The organism is uncultured Fibrobacter sp. (assembly GCF_937877005.1).
Lineage (GTDB): Bacteria > Fibrobacterota > Fibrobacteria > Fibrobacterales > Fibrobacteraceae > Fibrobacter.
The window spans coordinates 1-16,264 of the sequence record NZ_CALEFV010000247.1 but is presented as its reverse complement, the minus strand read 5'-3'; the positions used below and the strand labels follow the sequence as shown (position 1 = coordinate 16,264).

14 protein-coding genes and 1 tRNA gene are annotated in these 16,264 nt (G+C 51.0%); 8 read left to right on the top strand and 7 right to left on the bottom strand.

Features of this window, described 5'->3' with window-relative positions; translation table 11 throughout:
* Nucleotides 1–17: 17 nt before the first annotated feature.
* Both Q0628_RS10740 and Q0628_RS10735 read right to left on the bottom strand, forming a co-directional pair.
* Entirely contained in the window at nucleotides 18–335 is a 318-nt protein-coding gene (locus tag Q0628_RS10740; RefSeq protein ID WP_298770887.1) for a type II toxin-antitoxin system RelE/ParE family toxin, read from the bottom strand.
* A complete protein-coding gene (locus Q0628_RS10735; RefSeq protein ID WP_014545032.1) occupies nucleotides 328–585 on the bottom strand; it encodes a type II toxin-antitoxin system Phd/YefM family antitoxin in 258 nt (85 codons plus the stop codon). Before Q0628_RS10735 ends, Q0628_RS10740 begins: the two co-directional genes overlap by 8 nt.
* A gap of 319 nt (nucleotides 586–904) precedes the next feature.
* Here Q0628_RS10735 and mdh point away from each other — a divergent pair, with 319 nt between their 5' ends.
* The 5 genes from mdh (at nucleotide 905) to Q0628_RS10710 (ending at nucleotide 7,467) form a co-directional block, all read left to right on the top strand.
* Nucleotides 905–1,846 carry a malate dehydrogenase gene (gene mdh, locus Q0628_RS10730; protein ID WP_072978496.1) on the top strand — a complete coding sequence of 314 codons (942 nt, stop codon included), beginning with the start codon at nucleotides 905–907 and terminating at the stop codon, nucleotides 1,844–1,846.
* Nucleotides 1,847–2,268: 422 nt separating this feature from the next.
* Nucleotides 2,269–3,558, top strand: a complete 1,290-nt coding sequence (locus Q0628_RS10725) for a hypothetical protein (protein WP_298770886.1) — start codon at nucleotides 2,269–2,271, stop codon at nucleotides 3,556–3,558.
* A gap of 128 nt (nucleotides 3,559–3,686) precedes the next feature.
* Complete coding sequence (locus Q0628_RS10720) at nucleotides 3,687–4,946, top strand: putative DNA modification/repair radical SAM protein (RefSeq protein WP_298770885.1); 1,260 nt, start codon at nucleotides 3,687–3,689, stop codon at nucleotides 4,944–4,946.
* Between the two features lie 33 nt (nucleotides 4,947–4,979).
* Nucleotides 4,980–5,825, top strand: a complete 846-nt coding sequence (locus tag Q0628_RS10715; protein ID WP_298770884.1) for a TIGR03915 family putative DNA repair protein — start codon at nucleotides 4,980–4,982, stop codon at nucleotides 5,823–5,825.
* 19 nt (nucleotides 5,826–5,844) lie between these two features.
* Complete coding sequence (locus tag Q0628_RS10710) at nucleotides 5,845–7,467, top strand: cellulase family glycosylhydrolase (RefSeq protein ID WP_298770882.1); 1,623 nt, start codon at nucleotides 5,845–5,847, stop codon at nucleotides 7,465–7,467.
* A 59-nt stretch (nucleotides 7,468–7,526) separates the two neighbouring features.
* Here Q0628_RS10710 and Q0628_RS10705 read toward each other — a convergent pair whose 3' ends face one another.
* From Q0628_RS10705 to Q0628_RS10685, 5 genes are all read right to left on the bottom strand, one after another.
* Complete coding sequence (locus Q0628_RS10705) at nucleotides 7,527–7,838, bottom strand: hypothetical protein (RefSeq protein ID WP_298770881.1); 312 nt, start codon at nucleotides 7,836–7,838, stop codon at nucleotides 7,527–7,529.
* A 25-nt stretch (nucleotides 7,839–7,863) separates the two neighbouring features.
* A tRNA-Ser gene (locus Q0628_RS10700) sits at nucleotides 7,864–7,948 on the bottom strand.
* 102 nt (nucleotides 7,949–8,050) lie between these two features.
* Nucleotides 8,051–9,736, bottom strand: coding sequence for a M3 family oligoendopeptidase (locus Q0628_RS10695; protein WP_298770880.1), 1,686 nt, complete (start codon nucleotides 9,734–9,736; stop codon nucleotides 8,051–8,053).
* 12 nt (nucleotides 9,737–9,748) lie between these two features.
* Nucleotides 9,749–10,417 (bottom strand): hypothetical protein, encoded by a 669-nt coding sequence (locus tag Q0628_RS10690; protein ID WP_298770879.1) that lies wholly within the window; start codon nucleotides 10,415–10,417, stop codon nucleotides 9,749–9,751.
* Between the two features lie 169 nt (nucleotides 10,418–10,586).
* Complete coding sequence (locus Q0628_RS10685; protein WP_298770878.1) at nucleotides 10,587–12,143, bottom strand: glycoside hydrolase family 5 protein; 1,557 nt, start codon at nucleotides 12,141–12,143, stop codon at nucleotides 10,587–10,589.
* A 259-nt stretch (nucleotides 12,144–12,402) separates the two neighbouring features.
* On the opposite strand from Q0628_RS10685, the gene grpE reads away from it, so the two are divergent.
* From grpE to Q0628_RS10670, 3 genes are all read left to right on the top strand, one after another.
* A complete protein-coding gene (grpE, locus tag Q0628_RS10680; protein ID WP_298770877.1) occupies nucleotides 12,403–13,071 on the top strand; it encodes a nucleotide exchange factor GrpE in 669 nt (222 codons plus the stop codon).
* 11 nt (nucleotides 13,072–13,082) lie between these two features.
* Nucleotides 13,083–14,144 (top strand): hypothetical protein, encoded by a 1,062-nt coding sequence (locus Q0628_RS10675; RefSeq protein WP_298770876.1) that lies wholly within the window; start codon nucleotides 13,083–13,085, stop codon nucleotides 14,142–14,144.
* A 114-nt stretch (nucleotides 14,145–14,258) separates the two neighbouring features.
* Nucleotides 14,259–16,264: family 43 glycosylhydrolase (locus Q0628_RS10670; protein ID WP_298770875.1), on the top strand; the 2,006-nt coding region annotated here is incomplete at its 3' end.

Genomic DNA, 16,264 nt, shown 5'->3' with positions numbered 1-16,264 from the left:
GCAGGCGGACAAAGATATCACGTGTCCATGCCTAGTAACTGTAGGTAGTTCCGTTTGGCGTAAAGGAATCGATGGATTTGAACGACATTGCCCCTGACCATGTAAAACATCAGGTAGTTGTCAATGGGAATGACCCTGTAGCCGACGAGTTTCAGCAGCGGATCCTGGTGGACGGGATAAGTGAACGGATGCGCTTTCAACAGCCTGACCTGTTCAAGATACTTCTCGAAGATTGAATTTGATGAAGTCTTGAGAACGTTCGTAAAATAAGATTTGATTTCGGTCAAGTCCCTTTGTGCCGAAGGCGTGATAACGACTTCGTACTTTTTAGCCATTCATTAAATCCTTCAAGAATTTTTCGGCATCGGCGCATTCCGCACCGCGTTCCACTTCGGAAATGGCTTCGGCAAGTTTTGAATAAAGTTCCAGCTGGGCCATCTGCTTTTCGTAGCATTCGATGGACATCACGACCATGTCGCCCACGCCATTCTTGGTCAAATACATGGGCTCGTCGTACTTGTGTACGGTTTCCGCGACGCTCGTGAAGTTGTTGCGCAAGTCTGAAATTGGACGGATATTCGGCATGATAGCCTCCTTTATTATGATAATATAATATCATAATTATGATATGTCAATAGGACTCTTGAAGCGCTATATATTTATTGTGGAAAAATTTCAAAAGTATATTGATGATTTTATAGAGGGTTTGAAAAAGGAGCCTTTGCCACCCAAATACAGGTTTTCTTCGTTGACTTACTACCGCGGTTGGTTGTTAAAAGGGAAGTAGTGTAGCTTATTTTTTCCGTTTTTCGGCTTTTTGGGGCGTTTTTTCATTGTCTGAAACACGAAAAAGTGCTATATTTGATGCGTAAAAATCTAATTACCTTAAAAGGAAGGTTAAATCATGGCTAGAAAGAAGATTGCACTTGTTGGTGCTGGTCAGATCGGTGGTACAATGGCTCTCGTGCTCGCCCAGAAGAATCTTGGCGACGTGGTTCTTATCGATATTCCGCAGACTCAGGGCATGCCCAAGGGCAAGGCTCTCGACATTATGGAAGGCCGTTCCGTCATCAACTCCTCCGTGGATCTTCAGGGTTCTACCGACTACTCCGCCATCAAGGGCGCAGACGTTGTGATCGTGACTGCTGGTTTCCCGCGTATGCCGGGCATGAGCCGTGACGACCTCCTGGACAAGAACTGCGGCGTGATCAAGACCGTTGCCGAAGCCATCAAGGAAAACGCTCCGGATGCATTCGTCATCGTGATCACCAACCCGCTGGACGCCATGGTCTACAACATGCAGAAGCAGTCCGGTCTCCCGGCCAACAAGGTCATCGGTATGGCTGGCGTGCTTGACTCTGCCCGTCTCGCTTGCTTTGTGGCCGACGAACTGGGCGTGTCTGTCGAAGACGTGAAGGCCCTCGTGATGGGCGGCCACGGCGACACGATGGTTTCCATCATGGAATGCGTGTCTGTTGGCGGTATCCCGGTTTCTCAGCTCATGAGCAAGGAAAAGTTTGCCGAACTCGCCAAGCGTACCGCCGGTGCCGGTGGCGAAATCGTGAACCTCCTCGGCCGCGGCTCTGCCTTCTACAGCCCGGCTACTTCTGCCATCCACATGGCCGAAGCCTACCTCCTCGACAAGAAGAGCGTGTTCTCTTGCGCTGCCAAGCTGAACGGCGAATACGGCGTGAAGGGCCTCTACTGCGGCGTGCCGGTCGTGGTCGGTGCAAACGGTGTCGAGAAGATTCTCGAAGTCAAGATGAGCGACGAAGAAAAGGCCGCCTTCGAAAAGTCCGTCGAGGCTTGCAAGAAGAACGCCGAATGGGTCGACGCACATACGTAGACCGAATTGGCTAAATTCTCCAGAATCCTTACTCTGGAGCCAATTCTCTCGCAAACACGACCGGTTAATACCGGTCGTTTTTTGCTCACACCTAATAAGACCGAACCGGCTAAGCTCGGCTAAGTACGTACCCAGAGTGCTCACTCTCGCAAAAGCGTGCAAAACGAGAGTCGCGAAATTATGCCTGCATAATTTCATGACCGAGTGAAGCCGCGGACGCCGTAGGCGTCAACCGCCCTCGGTTAACACCCGAGGGCTTTGTTGCTCACGGGAGACCGAAGAAGCTAACCTTGGTTGAGTTCGTACCTGCGCTGTTGTCTTCGGATAATAACTGAGGATTTTATTTTTGAAAAAAAAGATATAATTACTTTACGGAAATGTGAATATAAACTATATTTGGGAAAAACCTTTTAGGAGGATTCATGCGTTCTTCGCGTTTTCTATCTCTAGTTGCTGCAGGTACTTTTCTGGTCGCCTGCGATAACACAGTAACCAACATCAATGATGAAGCCAAGGCTGATGCGACGATTACCCTGCGTATTGTCGACAACCATTCTGGCGAAGCCCTTTCGGGTGCCAAGGTCTACTCTGTCGTAGATGATGACACCGAAACATCGGATGACCTGGGGCTTTCCGTGTGGGATGATTGCGTTCTTGGCGATCACGCCTTCAAAATTTCCAAGGATGGTTATGCCACTATCCTTACGAATGTTGCCCTTGAAGAACAGGGCCAGGGCAATGTCGCTCGCGTAGGTGACGAAATTGTCTCTGTGGCCATGTATAAGACTGGTGTCTCGGCAAAGGGCGTCGTGCTCTATACCGACGACAAGGGTAACTTGAATGCAGTCAAGGAAGCTGTCGTTTATGCCGTGCTTCCGGCTCGTTTCTATCCATCTGAAATTTCTACGAAGACCGACAAGAACGGTGAATACGTTTTTGAAGACCTTCCGGAAGGCGTTTCCATAACCCTTTATGTCGGTCAAATGGAAATTGATTCCAAGATTTATACCGGTGCTGACGATGTCAAGGAAATTGGTGGCGTTGGCTACAGGGCTGGTGATGTCGTCAATGTGACGCATATCAATCTGACCAAGAATGCTTCTGAATTGGTCAAGATTTCCGATAACCTGAAGAATATTGATTCAACGACAAGTCTCGAATTTAAGTTCTCTGCCGAACTCCTCGCTGATTCCGTGTCTAATACAGTCTGGCGCGTCACCAATAGCTCGGGTGAACTCGTGCTCACGACTCCGTCCCTCAGCAAGGACAAAAAGACGGTTTCGATTGCTCCGTATTCTAAGAAGTGGAATAGCGGTTCTGCCTACACTGTGTCGGGTACCGTCTATGCCAAGGATGGTGCAACTCGTGTTGTTAACGGAACATTCGTGATTGGTGGCTCCGGTTCTTCTGCTGCTCCCAAGAATGTAACCAATCTTGCCATTGAATTGGACGAAGATGATCCTGACTACGCAGTCCTTAGCTGGAAAGCTCCGAAGGGTGATGTTTACCGTTACAATATCTATTACATGACGAACGTGGATGCCGATTACACTCGCTTGACTTATGTCGGCGGATCCTATACGCAGTACATGATCGACGTGACTGACTTTGAGTCTACGGTCAAGACGATAACCTTCATTGTTCTTCCTGTCAATGAAAATGGCATCGAAGCTGACATTTCTGACGCTAAGTCTGTCAAGTTCGAACTTTAGTCCTTATATAGATTGACTAGGGAACTCCGGGTAAAACCCGGAGTTTTTTTGTGCATGAGTATTGCCTTTTTGTGCAGTTAGTATTATATTTATAGTGTACAAAAGTGCAACTAACCAAAAGGGCAATTATGGACATGCGTGAAAAACTGAATATCTTGGCTGATGCAGCCAAATACGACGTTTCCTGTTCATCGAGCGGATCGAATCGAAAATCCCCCAAGGGGGGGCTTGGTAGCGCCTGTAGTGCAGGCATTTGTCACACTTGGTCTGCCGATGGTCGTTGCATTTCACTGCTCAAGGTCCTGTTCAGCAATGCATGCAAGTATGATTGCGCCTATTGCGTCAATCGGCGCAGCAACGATATTCCGCGTGCGACATTCACACCCAAGGAACTTATAGACCTTACGCTAGAATTCTACCGTCGAAACTACATCGAGGGCCTATTCCTGAGTTCCGCAGTCGTCGGTTCTCCGGATAAGACTATGGAAATGCTTGTTCAGGTTGCAAGGACTCTTCGCACGGTTCATCGATTTGGTGGCTACATTCACTTGAAGGCCATTCCCGGGGCGTCTAGCGATTTGCTGTACCAGGCGGGGCTTTATGCAGACCGTAGTAGCGTGAATATCGAAATTCCTAGTGACCGGGCTCTGCAGTATCTTGCTCCCGAAAAGAATCACGCATCCATTTTCAGGCCCATGAATTTCTTGGCCGAACGCAAGATTGAATATCGTACGGATCGCTCCCGCTACTCACCTCGTTTCTTGCCTGCCGGTCAAAGTACCCAGATGATCGTGGGGGCGTCGGGGGAGTCCGATTTGCAGATTCTCACACTTTCGAATGGGTTCTACAAGCAGCAACAAATGAAGCGCGTCTATTTCTCAGGGTACATTCCCCTGAATGCCGACAAACGCTTGCCGGCCCTGACGACAGAACCGCCGCTTGTGCGTGAACATAGGCTTTACCAGGCGGATTGGCTTATGCGCTTTTACAAGTTCGGCTATGACGAGATAGTTGACAAGAATCATCCGAATCTCGATCTCGACCTGGATCCGAAGGTATCCTGGGCCTTGCGGCATCCGGATTTTTTCCCGATTGACATCCAGACGGCCGACTACGAGATGTTGCTTCGTGTTCCGGGAATTGGCGTTCGCTCGGCCCAGCTGATTGCTTCGGGGAGGCGCTTCAGCAAGATTCGGCTTGAACACCTGAAAAAGATGGGGGTAGTCCTGAAGCGAGCTCAGTACTTTATATACCATCCCGATACTCCTGCATGTTTGCGCAAGCTCTATCCCGAAATGGTGCGACCTTTGCTTTTGCCGAAGCCTAAATCGCTTCAGCTGGATCTATTCTCGTCTCCACAATCAATTGCGCTTCCCGTATCTGCATAATGTCTCTTTAAATTATGAACAAGGTTATGTATCATGTCTCTTTGTATATCATATGATTCGACTTTTGATGGTTTCCTGAGTGTCGTTTTTGAAATATACCGTCAGCATCTCGATGTCGGTGAAATTCGTCCTGACCGTATTGATGCTCCTTGTGACTTTTTTTTGCAGCCGTTCCGCATCGAGACGACTGAGGAATCGGCTCTGCGGCTCAAGCGGGCCATTGTTAAATATGCAAGCAGCGAAATTCTCGACTTGCTCGATATCGTGTTCCGCAGCGAGGAGGAGGGTGTCGAGATGCTCATGCTCGCTTACCTTCGCAAGTTGTTTGATGCGCAGGACCCTAATTATGGCCGCAATCCCGCATCGAACGAGATGCTTCCGTTGTACACGATTGCGCGTTCGGTGCGTCGCGAGGCCGGAGGCATGCTCGGCCTTATCCGTTTCGACAAGACTTCCGATGGTGTTTATTTTGCTGAAATAGAGCCGAAATATGACATTTTGCCGCTCCAGATTGGCCATTTTAGGGGGCGTTTTGCAAATGAGCGATGGGCCATCTACGATTCGAGGCGTCATTACGGAGTCTATTACGACGGCCATGCCTCTATGGAAATTCACATTCCGGATATGGAGCGAGTTCGGGCGAATACTAAGCCTGATGCGTTTGTTCGTCTTTGGCAAGAATATTACGAATCAATTTCTATCAAGGAACGCGAGAATCCGAAACTGCTTCGGCAGAATTTACCGGTGCGCTATTGGAAACACTTGCCCGAACGGAATGTTAAAGTTACTCAAGGTGTTGTAAAATATCCAACCAATTTTTCCATGTTTTCAAAAAATATTGTTCCTAACGGGACAAATAATTGTATTTTTTCTATGTAAAATATGGAGATTTGGTGATATGAATATGAGTACGGTCAAACCTGGATTCTTTGTACAAGACCGTTTTCTGTATAGCAAGGATAATGAGAAAGTTGTCTTACGCGGTATCAACCACATGTTTATCTGGACGGACCGTGAAGGCAAGACCATTCCCGAAATAGCAAAGACTGGCGCGAACTGCGTGCGCATAGTCTGGAATACGCGTGGTCGGGTCAGCGATCTTGACAACATAATTAGCCAGTGCATCATGAACGGAATGATTCCTATTCCGGAAATTCACGATACGACCGGCAAATGGGAAAGGCTTCCCGATGCCCTTGAATTTTGGCTTCGCGAAGAAACTTTGCAGATGATTTCAAATCATCAGCAGTACCTGATTTTGAATGTGGGCAACGAGCCTGGCGATACGGAAATGCCGCCTGACGATTTCTTTTCCGCATACAATGCCATTGTCACCAGGATGCGTGCCGCAGGAATTCGCGTGCCTCTGATGATTGATGCCGATAACTGGGGACAGAGCGAAAGGAACCTACTTGATGTCGGTCCACGTCTTTTGCAGTCTGATCCCGAGCATAACCTTCTCTTCTCTATCCACATGTGGTGGCCTTCCGATTTGCATGATGCGAAAAAGACGGGCTACCCGACGGTGGAAGCTCGCGTCAAGGGAGTTCTCGAGGAATCTGTGAAGAGAAAACTTCCGTTAGTCGTCGGTGAGTTCGCTCCCGTAGCTGTCGGTGGGGTGAAGGCGATTCCGTACAAGCTGATTATGTCTGAAGCGGAGCGCTTGAATATCGGTTGGCTTGCCTGGAGTTTCGGCCCAGGCAACTTTGACAGTCCCGAAATGGACATGACCCTCCACAGCTCGTATAATACGCTTGTCGGCTGGGGTAAGGAAGTCTGCATTGATAATCCGAATGGTATCCAGAACACGAGCGTCATTCCGACATTCATCCAGGAAAAGAATTTTGATACGGGCTCCCAGGTCATGGGAACCAACCTTATCCAGAACGGAGATTTCTCTGCCGTGGACCCGCTGGAAAACTGGTCCGTGGATTTCTGGGGCGGTAAGGCCGAAGTGAATGTCAAGGACGGAATAGTCCGTTTTGATATCAAGAATGCGGGCAGGGAATCCTGGAATTTGCAGTTCAAGCAGCGTCTTGGACTGAGGAACGGGGTCACCTATATCTTCAGTATGCGCGCCAAGGCCGATAAGCCGCGTACCTTGAATGTGAACATCAAGAAGGATGCCGAAAAGTATACTCCCTATGCGAACGGTCGTATCCTGGATCTTAGCACGAGTTGGCAGAATTTCAGCTGGAAGTTTACCATGAAGGAGGATACCGACATGGACGCCCTACTGATTTACGACATGGGTGGCCTTCCTATATCTTGGTCGCTTGCCGATGTTTCGCTGGTGCAGGCCCGCAGTGTGGCGGATCGACTCAATCGTACGTTCCAGCGTAACGTGCAGAAAAATTCCGGTTATTTCAATGCCCCCAACGATCCTTGGGAACTTCATCTTTATTCCGTCAAGGGAGAACTTCTGGAAGTGCTTGACAAGGGTAAGGGTGGCGAAGGAATGCGTCAGTATCCGAAGACGGAACGTAGCGGAATCATGGTCGTCAAGGACCTTTCCACGTAAATTGATATAAAACGAAAAAAGCGGCCGAAAGGTCGCTTTTTTATTCATTTTCAAAAAAATTATGCACCAAATGCGTCATCTGCGGCGGCAGAAACTGCAGCTGCATTGGCATTCGTCATTTCCGGTGTGTCGACAACTTCTTCTGAGGTTTCGCTTTCATCCTTCTTTTCGATAAGGGTGAGCTTGCCTTCCTTGAACTTGTACATGGCGATAGTAGTGGGCTTCTTGGTCAGCTGGATGTAGCCTTGAGTGGCCTGCTTGTTGATGAAGCGAGCTTCGTGGGCCATCATGACCACTGCGCGGAAAACGGAGCCTTGACATTGTTCGCTAGCATAAATGTCGTCAAGATAGACTCTCTGATCTTCAGCCATCTAGGTACCTCTGAAAATGTTTTAGAAGAGGGAGAGGGATTCGAACCCTCGTTACCGTGAGGTAAACACGCTTTCCAAGCGTGCGCCTTCAACCACTCGGCCATCCCTCCAGGATGTGCGCCAAATATAGGTTATTATTTGGGCGCTGTCAACTGATTTTGTCCATTTTTTGCAAAAATTTGCGAAAAAAAGATATTTCTTTCGTCTTTCGTCTAGTTCAGTTCATCCCAGACGACCTGCATGAGTGGTTCGATTGTCTTCGCTGTGAAGTCGAACTTGATATTCGCAGCCGCAAAAAGTTCGGGTAGCGGTCGACTGTCGCCCAGGCTTTCGGCGTAAAATAGGTCGTCGATGGCCTTTTTCGGGGCCTTCTTGAAATTTGCCCATACCTGGAGTGCTCCGAGTTGTGCAATCCCGTACTCGATGTAATAGAAAGGGCATTCGAACAGATGCAGCTGTTTCTGCCATAGGTTTCGGCGTACAGCTTCGAAACCGGAGTAATCAACTCCCGCATCGTAGCGGTCCATGATTTTTGACCAGATTTCTTCGCGGTCCTTGGCGGTATGGTTCGGGTGGCTGTAGAGTTCGTGCTGGAAACTGTCGATGCTTGCGACCCAAGGGAATAGCCAGATGACGTCCTCGAGTTCCCCTTCGACACTGCGGCGGATAGAATCCCCGTCGTTGCCATAGAAAGGTTTCAGGTTCGACATGCCGATGAGTTCCATGCTCATGCTCGCGACTTCGGCAAATTCCGAAGGAACGTCTCGATAGGCGAGAATAGGCTGTTTAGCGAGGGCATACTGGTGGAAGGAATGTCCCGATTCGTGCAGTAGTGTGTAGATGTCGCGGTCTGTCTCGGCGGAATTCATGAAGATGAAGGGAAGGCGGCTCTCGTCGAAACCGATTTGGTAACCACCAGGAGCTTTGCCGAGGCGGCTGTCCGGATCGATGAGTTTTTTCGCTTGCATTTCGCGAGCCCATTTGCCCGCTTGCGGATGGATGGACTCGAATATCTGGTCCACCTTCTCAATGAGCTCGTCGCCGCTTTTGTAGGGCTTTAGCGGGGCGCGGTTCAATGGGTCTACTGCGAGATCCCATGGTTGCAGTTTCGCAAGTCCCATCTTCTTGGCCCGCTTCTTGTATATGTCCTTGAGTAGTGGCAATACAATTTTTTCCACACTTTCGTGGAAGTTCCTGCAGTCGGCGGGGGAGTAGTCGAAGCGTCGCTTTGCAAGGAATATGTAGTCAATGAAGTTCTTGCAGCCCGCATTTTTTGCAATTTTGTTGCGGATGCCGAAGAGCTTGTCGAAAGAGATGTCGAGAGCGTCCTTGTCCTGGAGTCGGCGATCCCACATGGTACGGAAAGCTTTTTCGCGAAGTTCGCGGTCTGTCTTTTCGAGATAGGCGCTCATCTGCTGCATGGTTTTGATGCCGCCGTCAAAATCGACGCTCATGCCGCCTGTTATCTTCTGATACGCCTGTATGGCAATCGTCTCTTCTGTCTCGAGCGGAATGTTGTCGGGGGAGAAGAGGTCTAGCGAAACCTGAACGCTTCGGAACCATACGCCGAATTCATCCTTAAGCTGATCCTTGGCTGGGTGTGCCATCAGTTTCCTGTTTAGCTTGTCGTCGAATTCGCTAATGATGGGGTCGATATTGCTTACGAAGTTTTCGTAAGCCTGTGCTGCAGCCTCGTCTTTGGTGTTCACGGTCATTGCCACGTAACGGCGACTGGAGACTTCGGCTAGCACGGATCCGAGTTCGCTCCATTTTAGAATCCACTGGCGAAGGGCTGCAGGACTGTTTAGGATTTCCTCGTTGAGGAGCGTCGAGAATAGTCGAGTGACTTCTTTAACATTGTCTACATCAAAATCATTGGGTACAAATTCACGATTCATTATCGATTTCCTTTAAAATTTAATTGCATCGACCCAGTCGCTTACGATATTGTCCAGTACTGAGGTCCGCGCCTTGTCTGCGAGAGCCTGTTTTTCTTCAGGACTGATTTTACGATCCATGTTGAAATTGAGCGTGAACGCCTCGTCCTGAGCCTTGAGCGCTACATCAATGTGTCCGACGATATGGACAATCTGTATATCCTTGAGTCCGAAAATGCGACGGTCAATGGGCATATCGGTGACAAGGTAGAGATTGTTTTTACCGGGGGCGAGTGTTACAGTGTCACGGAGTCCCACAGGGAGTTCCATGAGCGAATCCAGGACCAGGTTGGCGACCACATTCCGGATCCATAGAGTGTCTTCGCCCTGATTCGTGGCGACAAGTCCTACGGTCAGGTGAGCCTTTCCGATTTCTTTTTCGAGAATGCCTCGGGCGAAGTCCTGAACCAGGGCCACTACGTGTGGGTTTGGTAGGAGTCCCTTGACAAGGTCGCTCGATTGCGGGAACAGGTCCTTATTGATGGTTGCGGAATCAAGAGCAAGGCTTTCAAAATCGAGTTTTGTCTTGGATAGAATATCGGCTGCTGTCAGCTTTTTGCTCATGGCGCAACCGGAAATTATAAGGAAAATTCCGAGACTGATGGTGAGTAAAAGCCTGTTTAACGGGTTCTTGGGTAACATAAAAGCCTTTTGAATTTTATAGAACAATATAAAAAATTTAAATCTGAAATATGTATCTTTTACTTAGTGTTGCCGATAATGCGGATTATGTAAACTATACATTCGAAATTTAGTCAAAAAACGGAGGTTCTATACCTCCGTTCTCCTTTTGGGCTTTTTTTCGTGTCGCCTACCTGATGTCGACTTTCAGGAATTCCTTGCCGCTTTTCGCCACGTAGAGCCCGCGGTTCAGTCCCTGCAGGTTCATGTTCTTGCCAGCGCTGCGTACCAGGTTGCCGTTCATGTCGAACAGGCGGATGTTGGCAGATGCCCGGAGCATGCTTCCATCGCGGGCAAGTCCTGTGGAGAATTTTACCGTGGCAGAAGGCACCGAGCGCATGCCCGTCCAGCCACATTCGGGAATCATCGTGTCGCACAGAGGTACCGAGCTGGATGAACCTGGCGAAGCGACGCTGGAGCTCGATGATGGAGTGCCGCCTTCCACGAAGTCGTCCACGTGCGAGATGCCGTTGTTCACGTAATCGCCAAGCCCGTAGGCCTTGCGCATGATGTTGAGCACGTCCTTGTCGAACACGGAACCGTCGGGCTCGCTCTGGCGGCGGATAATCGTCATGTTGTTTTCGCCCTCGTGGCCGGTGTCCCAGGCGATGGGCACGACCTTGTTCGCCTTGCAAGAATTCATGAACGATTCGTAGTAGGCAAGGCGGCCCTTGCGGTGCCTGTCATAGTCGCTGCCGGAGAGTACGCCCACGCGGTCGTTCGCGCCGAACTCGCCGATAATCACGGGCACGCCCTTCTCCACGTAGTTCGCCTTCATCTTGCCGAGCGAGGCGTCCATCTGGCTCTTGGTGCAGGGGTCCCCCATCGCGCCCGCCCAGGCGTTGTAACCGCAGTTGTGCACTACCCCGCTGCCGCTCGCAAGGTTGTCGCCCGTACCCCAATAGTACTGCGGGTAAACTTGTGCGCCCCAGTCCACGACGTCGTTCAGGAGCGTGTACGTGTACGGATCGTAGTAATGCACTTCGAACATCAGGCGGCCCTCGATGTTGTCCTTCGGGAGCTTGCTCACCTGGTAAACTTCCACCGAGCGGTCGATGCTCGTGGATGGCCCCTGGATAATTAGAGTACGGCTCGCGTTGTTGCCGCCCGTCGCGCGCACCGCGTCCACGAATGTCTGGTGGTACGTCGCGAGGATCTCGGTTTCGTGTCGGTAATTATCGTCGGTTGTCGCAGGTTCGTTCGCACTCGCGAAGAGCAACCGCTCGTTGTAGTTCTTGAAATGCGTGGCAATCTGCGTCCAGTAGGCCTTCTGCTTCGCGTTCACCTCGGACTTCTTGTCGTCCTTGAGATTTTCTTCGAGCCAGCCGCCGTCCCAGTGGATGTTGAGGATGGTGATGAGGCCAGCGCGCATGCAGCGGTCCACCACGACCTGCACGGAATCCATCCAGCTCTGACTGATGACGCCGTCCTTCGCGTGGCTATCCCATGCGCACGGGATGCGGATGGTGCTGAAGCCCGCCGCCTTCACCGAATCGATGTAGGCCTCCGACGGGAATTTGTTGCCCCAGGCTGTCGGGTTGCCCGGAACCTCCATAGTGTTGCCGATGTTGATGCCGAAGCCCATCTTGTTGAAGATTTCTGTCGCGGTCGGGAGCGTGGCTGCCGAAGCCGAAACTACGGAAAAGGATGCGGCAAATGCCGCAAACCAAAGCTTGCGTGAATTCATAGATCACCCCATAATAAACAACAATCCGAAAATAAAAAGAAAAACGCGACCTGAGCCGTGTTTGTGAGCAATTCGCATTGACAAATAATCCAATTGCGCGAAAAATCATTATTCGCGTGCTATGTTTTTTGTTTTATTATGAAACGGTTTTTCCCCGCTTTAAATTGGCATAATTTTTGCTATCTTTGGCACGAAAAATGTAAAACAGATGTCCCGTGGGCAATAATCCCGGTGGACGATTAAACAGGAATGTATTGAAATGGCAGAAGATTTGAATCAGCAGGAACCGACCGCAGAAGAAAAGGCAAAATTCGAAGCAGATGTGCTCAAGGCCGCCGAAGACGCAATGAAGATGGAGGCCGAGGCCAACAAGGCTGATGCCGCAGAACGTCATTGCGAGAAGCAAGGCGACGAAGCAATCCAAAAAGAAGCATCAACCGAATCTGCTGAAAAGCCCGCGGAACCCGCTGCCGAAGACCCGACCGCAGCCCTCAAGGCCGCCCTGGCCGATGCAAACGACCGCAACTTGCGCCTGATGGCCGAATTCGACAACTACCGCCGTCGTACCGCCAAGGAACAGCTCGAACTCATCGAGACGGCGAACGGCAAGCTCCTGGAAAAACTCTCCGAAGTCCAGGACAACTTCGAGCGCGCCTTCGCCAGCGAAAACAAGGCCCAGGATTTGGAAGCCTTCGAGAAGGGAATGCAGATGATCTACAACCAGTTCGCGAAGATTCTTACCGACGCGGGCCTCGAGCAAATCGACCCGACCGGTGCGGAATTCGACCCGAACATGCACGAAGCCCTGATGCAGCAGCCCAGCGAGACCGTGCCCGAAGGCCACGTGGTCACCGTGTTCCAGAAGGGCTACAAGCTCAAGAACAAAATCTTGAAGACCGCAAAGGTCATCGTCTCTTCCGGGAAATGAGCCCCTCCCCCATGTGCGCTTTAAAAAAATACATTTGCGCCAGCCTGCTGTTCGCAGGCATGTTTTTTGTAGCCTGCGGTGATGACGGTTCCAGTTCTAGCGCCAATAACGGTCGCAATGGCGAAGACACCGAAATTGATCTGGACAACATCGAAATTACCTACGACATCACGGTCAATAAAAAATCACAAGTTATCAAGCTCGAAGTAATCGACGAGAACGACAAGGACTGCGTTCAGGAAAACGGAAAATACGAATGGAAATCGGTCGAAAAGGCTCCCTCCATCGACTCCGTCAAATACGAATTCCTGGGCGACACGCTGGTCATCTTTAGAATGGAGAGAGATTCCGATGAAGACTCTTCCCTCGAGCCGGAATTTGCGACGACCGGACGCATGTACGTCGGCGGAAAATCCGGCAAGCTCGACGGCACATGGAAAAGTATGGCTTGCCAGTACAGCAGCATCGTTCAAAGCATCTATTGTGACCAGGAAACCGAAGATGGCTTTTATGTAAATGGCTACAAGTACGAATTGAAGTTTTCGGGAAACTCTCTAGCCTACACGCGCAAAAGCCGCGTTCTGGAGCTGAACTACACCGAGACATTGTTCAGGAACAAGCTCCTTGAATACCTGGAAGAAGGTTCCATTTACAGTCCCCAGATTGGCAGCATTTTCTACTCGCAAAGCGAAAAGAGGAAGGATCTGAAAAGGATCAAGCTGAAGGAACAGAGCGCAACAGGCGAAACCTTCACCCTCGATGACTCCATAACGGTCGTCGTGAATGTCAAGAAATACGAGAATTTCTCCGAAAGCCGCCGTCTGGCTACTATCGAGATTATTGCCAAGGGCGATACCTGCGTAGGCACATACGAAAGCGCCTCCGTGCTGAACAGCGAGTTCTGCAAAGATGAAAACGCAGGGAACTTTACGACACGCTATAAATATGATGCCAATGGCGAGCAGTACACGGGCGTCGTCCAATACGAAAAGAATGAATCCACCAAATTCAACATCTGCCTAGACAATATCTTCCTGGATATCCCCGATGTCGGGGATTTCCTTATCGACTAGATTCCTCCCCCACCTTTGTAAAAATGTCAATGATAAGTTAACCCCGTGGTATTCCGCGGGGCTTTTCGCGATATATCTTTATTCTCGGTGTTTTAACGATGTTTGGAGATTAAGATGAAATATATCTTATTCGTTTCTTCCGTATTGGCCTTGGCTTGTACGGGTTTCGCTCAGAAAATTGTAATCACGACGAACTATACGGCGGACCCGGCGCCCTATGTCCATGGGGATACGGTTTACCTGTACACGACCCACGACGAGGACAATGCCGACGGGTTCATGATGTACGACTGGCTGTTGCACACTTCCACGGACATGGTCAACTGGACCAGCCACGGAGCCGTAGCGAGCCTGGGCGACATCAAGTGGTCCTCTAAAACCAACGGGGCCTGGGCGGAACAGGTCATCGAGCGCGACGGCAAGTGGTTCATGTACGTCCCCATTCACGGCAACGGCATTTCCGTCTTGGTGGCGGACAACCCTTACGGCCCCTTCAAGGAACCTTTGAACAAGGCCCTGGTCTGGCAGCGCGAGCACTGGAACGATATCGACCCTACCGTCTGGATTGACGACGACGGGCAGGCCTACATGTACTGGGGCAACCCCGACTTGTACATGATCAAGTTGAACAAGGACATGATTAGTACTCAGGGCTCCATCGTCACCTACCCCAAGATCAAGGATTACCAGGAAGGGCCCTGGGTCTATAAGCACGGCGACCATTACTACATGACTTTCGCATCGACCTGCTGTGCGGAAGGTATCGGGTATGCCATGAGCGACAAGATTACGGGCCCCTGGACCTACAAGGGCGACATCATGCCGCATTCTTCGCGCAGTAACGGAAACCACCCGGGTATCATCGATTTCAAGGGGAAATCCTACGTTTTCGGCCTGAATTACGAACTTTGGCGTTACAAGTCCGAGAAGATGGGCCAGAAATACCAGCACAAGGAGCGTCGTTCTGTCGGCCTTTCCGAAATGAAGTATAACGCCGACGGCACTATTCAAAAAATTGACTATTGGCCGGACAATGGCGTGGCCCAACTGGAAGATTTCGACCCGTACAAGCGCGTGGAAGCGGAAACCATGTCCTGGGGCGAAGATGTGAGAGTCCGCAAGAGCGGTGCTGCCGGCAATACGGTTATCACCAATCTTTCCGAAGGGAAATACACCAAGATTAGCGGCGTGGAATTCGGCGACGCGGGCGCGGAAAGCTTCTCGGCGTCGGTGCTGAGCGTCAAGAAGGCGTCGAGCATCACCGTGCGCCTGGACAAGGTGGATGGCGAAATCGTCGGCAAGGCGGAATTTAGCGCAGATGGCCTGGTGACAGTGCCGCTGACTGGTGCGTTCGGCAAGCACGACGTGTTCTTCGTGTTCGCGGGCGATTTCGAGGCAGACTACTGGGAATTCGAGGACAGCAAGACTACCATTCCGCAGGGACCGTTCTGCAAGGCGAAACTCGGCGACCCCGAGGCAAAATGCGACGCGCCGGTCGTGGGCGCAAAGGTCGAGGGCACGGCCAACTTCATCGACTTCGAGAACTACGACGTGGGCGGTGCCGGCAAGGCCTACTACGACATGGATACCAAGAACCAGGGCGGCGAATACCGCGAAGACCGCGTGGACATCGTGAAGAACGGCGACGGATTTGCCGTGGGCTACACGCAGAAGGGCGAATGGCTTGAATACACCGTGAATGTGCAGGCGGGTGGCAAGCTCCCCTTCGAACTCAGCTACGCAAGCGGCATGGACAACACGGGCGTGCGCCTGTTCATGGACGACGAGCCGATTACCGACACGCTCGCGCTCGCGGGCACCGGGGATTTCGACACCTACGGCACCTTCAAGGGCACGACCACCAAGGAACTCATCACGGGCGAGCACGTGCTCAAGGTGATGGTGACAAGCGACTACGTGAACCTCGACTGGATTGCCTTTGGAGAAAGCGAAGGCAGCGCCGAGGACATCAGGAACGGAACCACGGGCATTGTGCCGAAAATCGCCGCCGGAGCAGCGGGCATGGCAAATGCTTTCGCGAGGGCCGCGGGCAGCTACAGGGTATTCGACCTGATGGGCTCCGAGCTCGGGAACATCCGCCTGAACGCCGGCGCGACGCT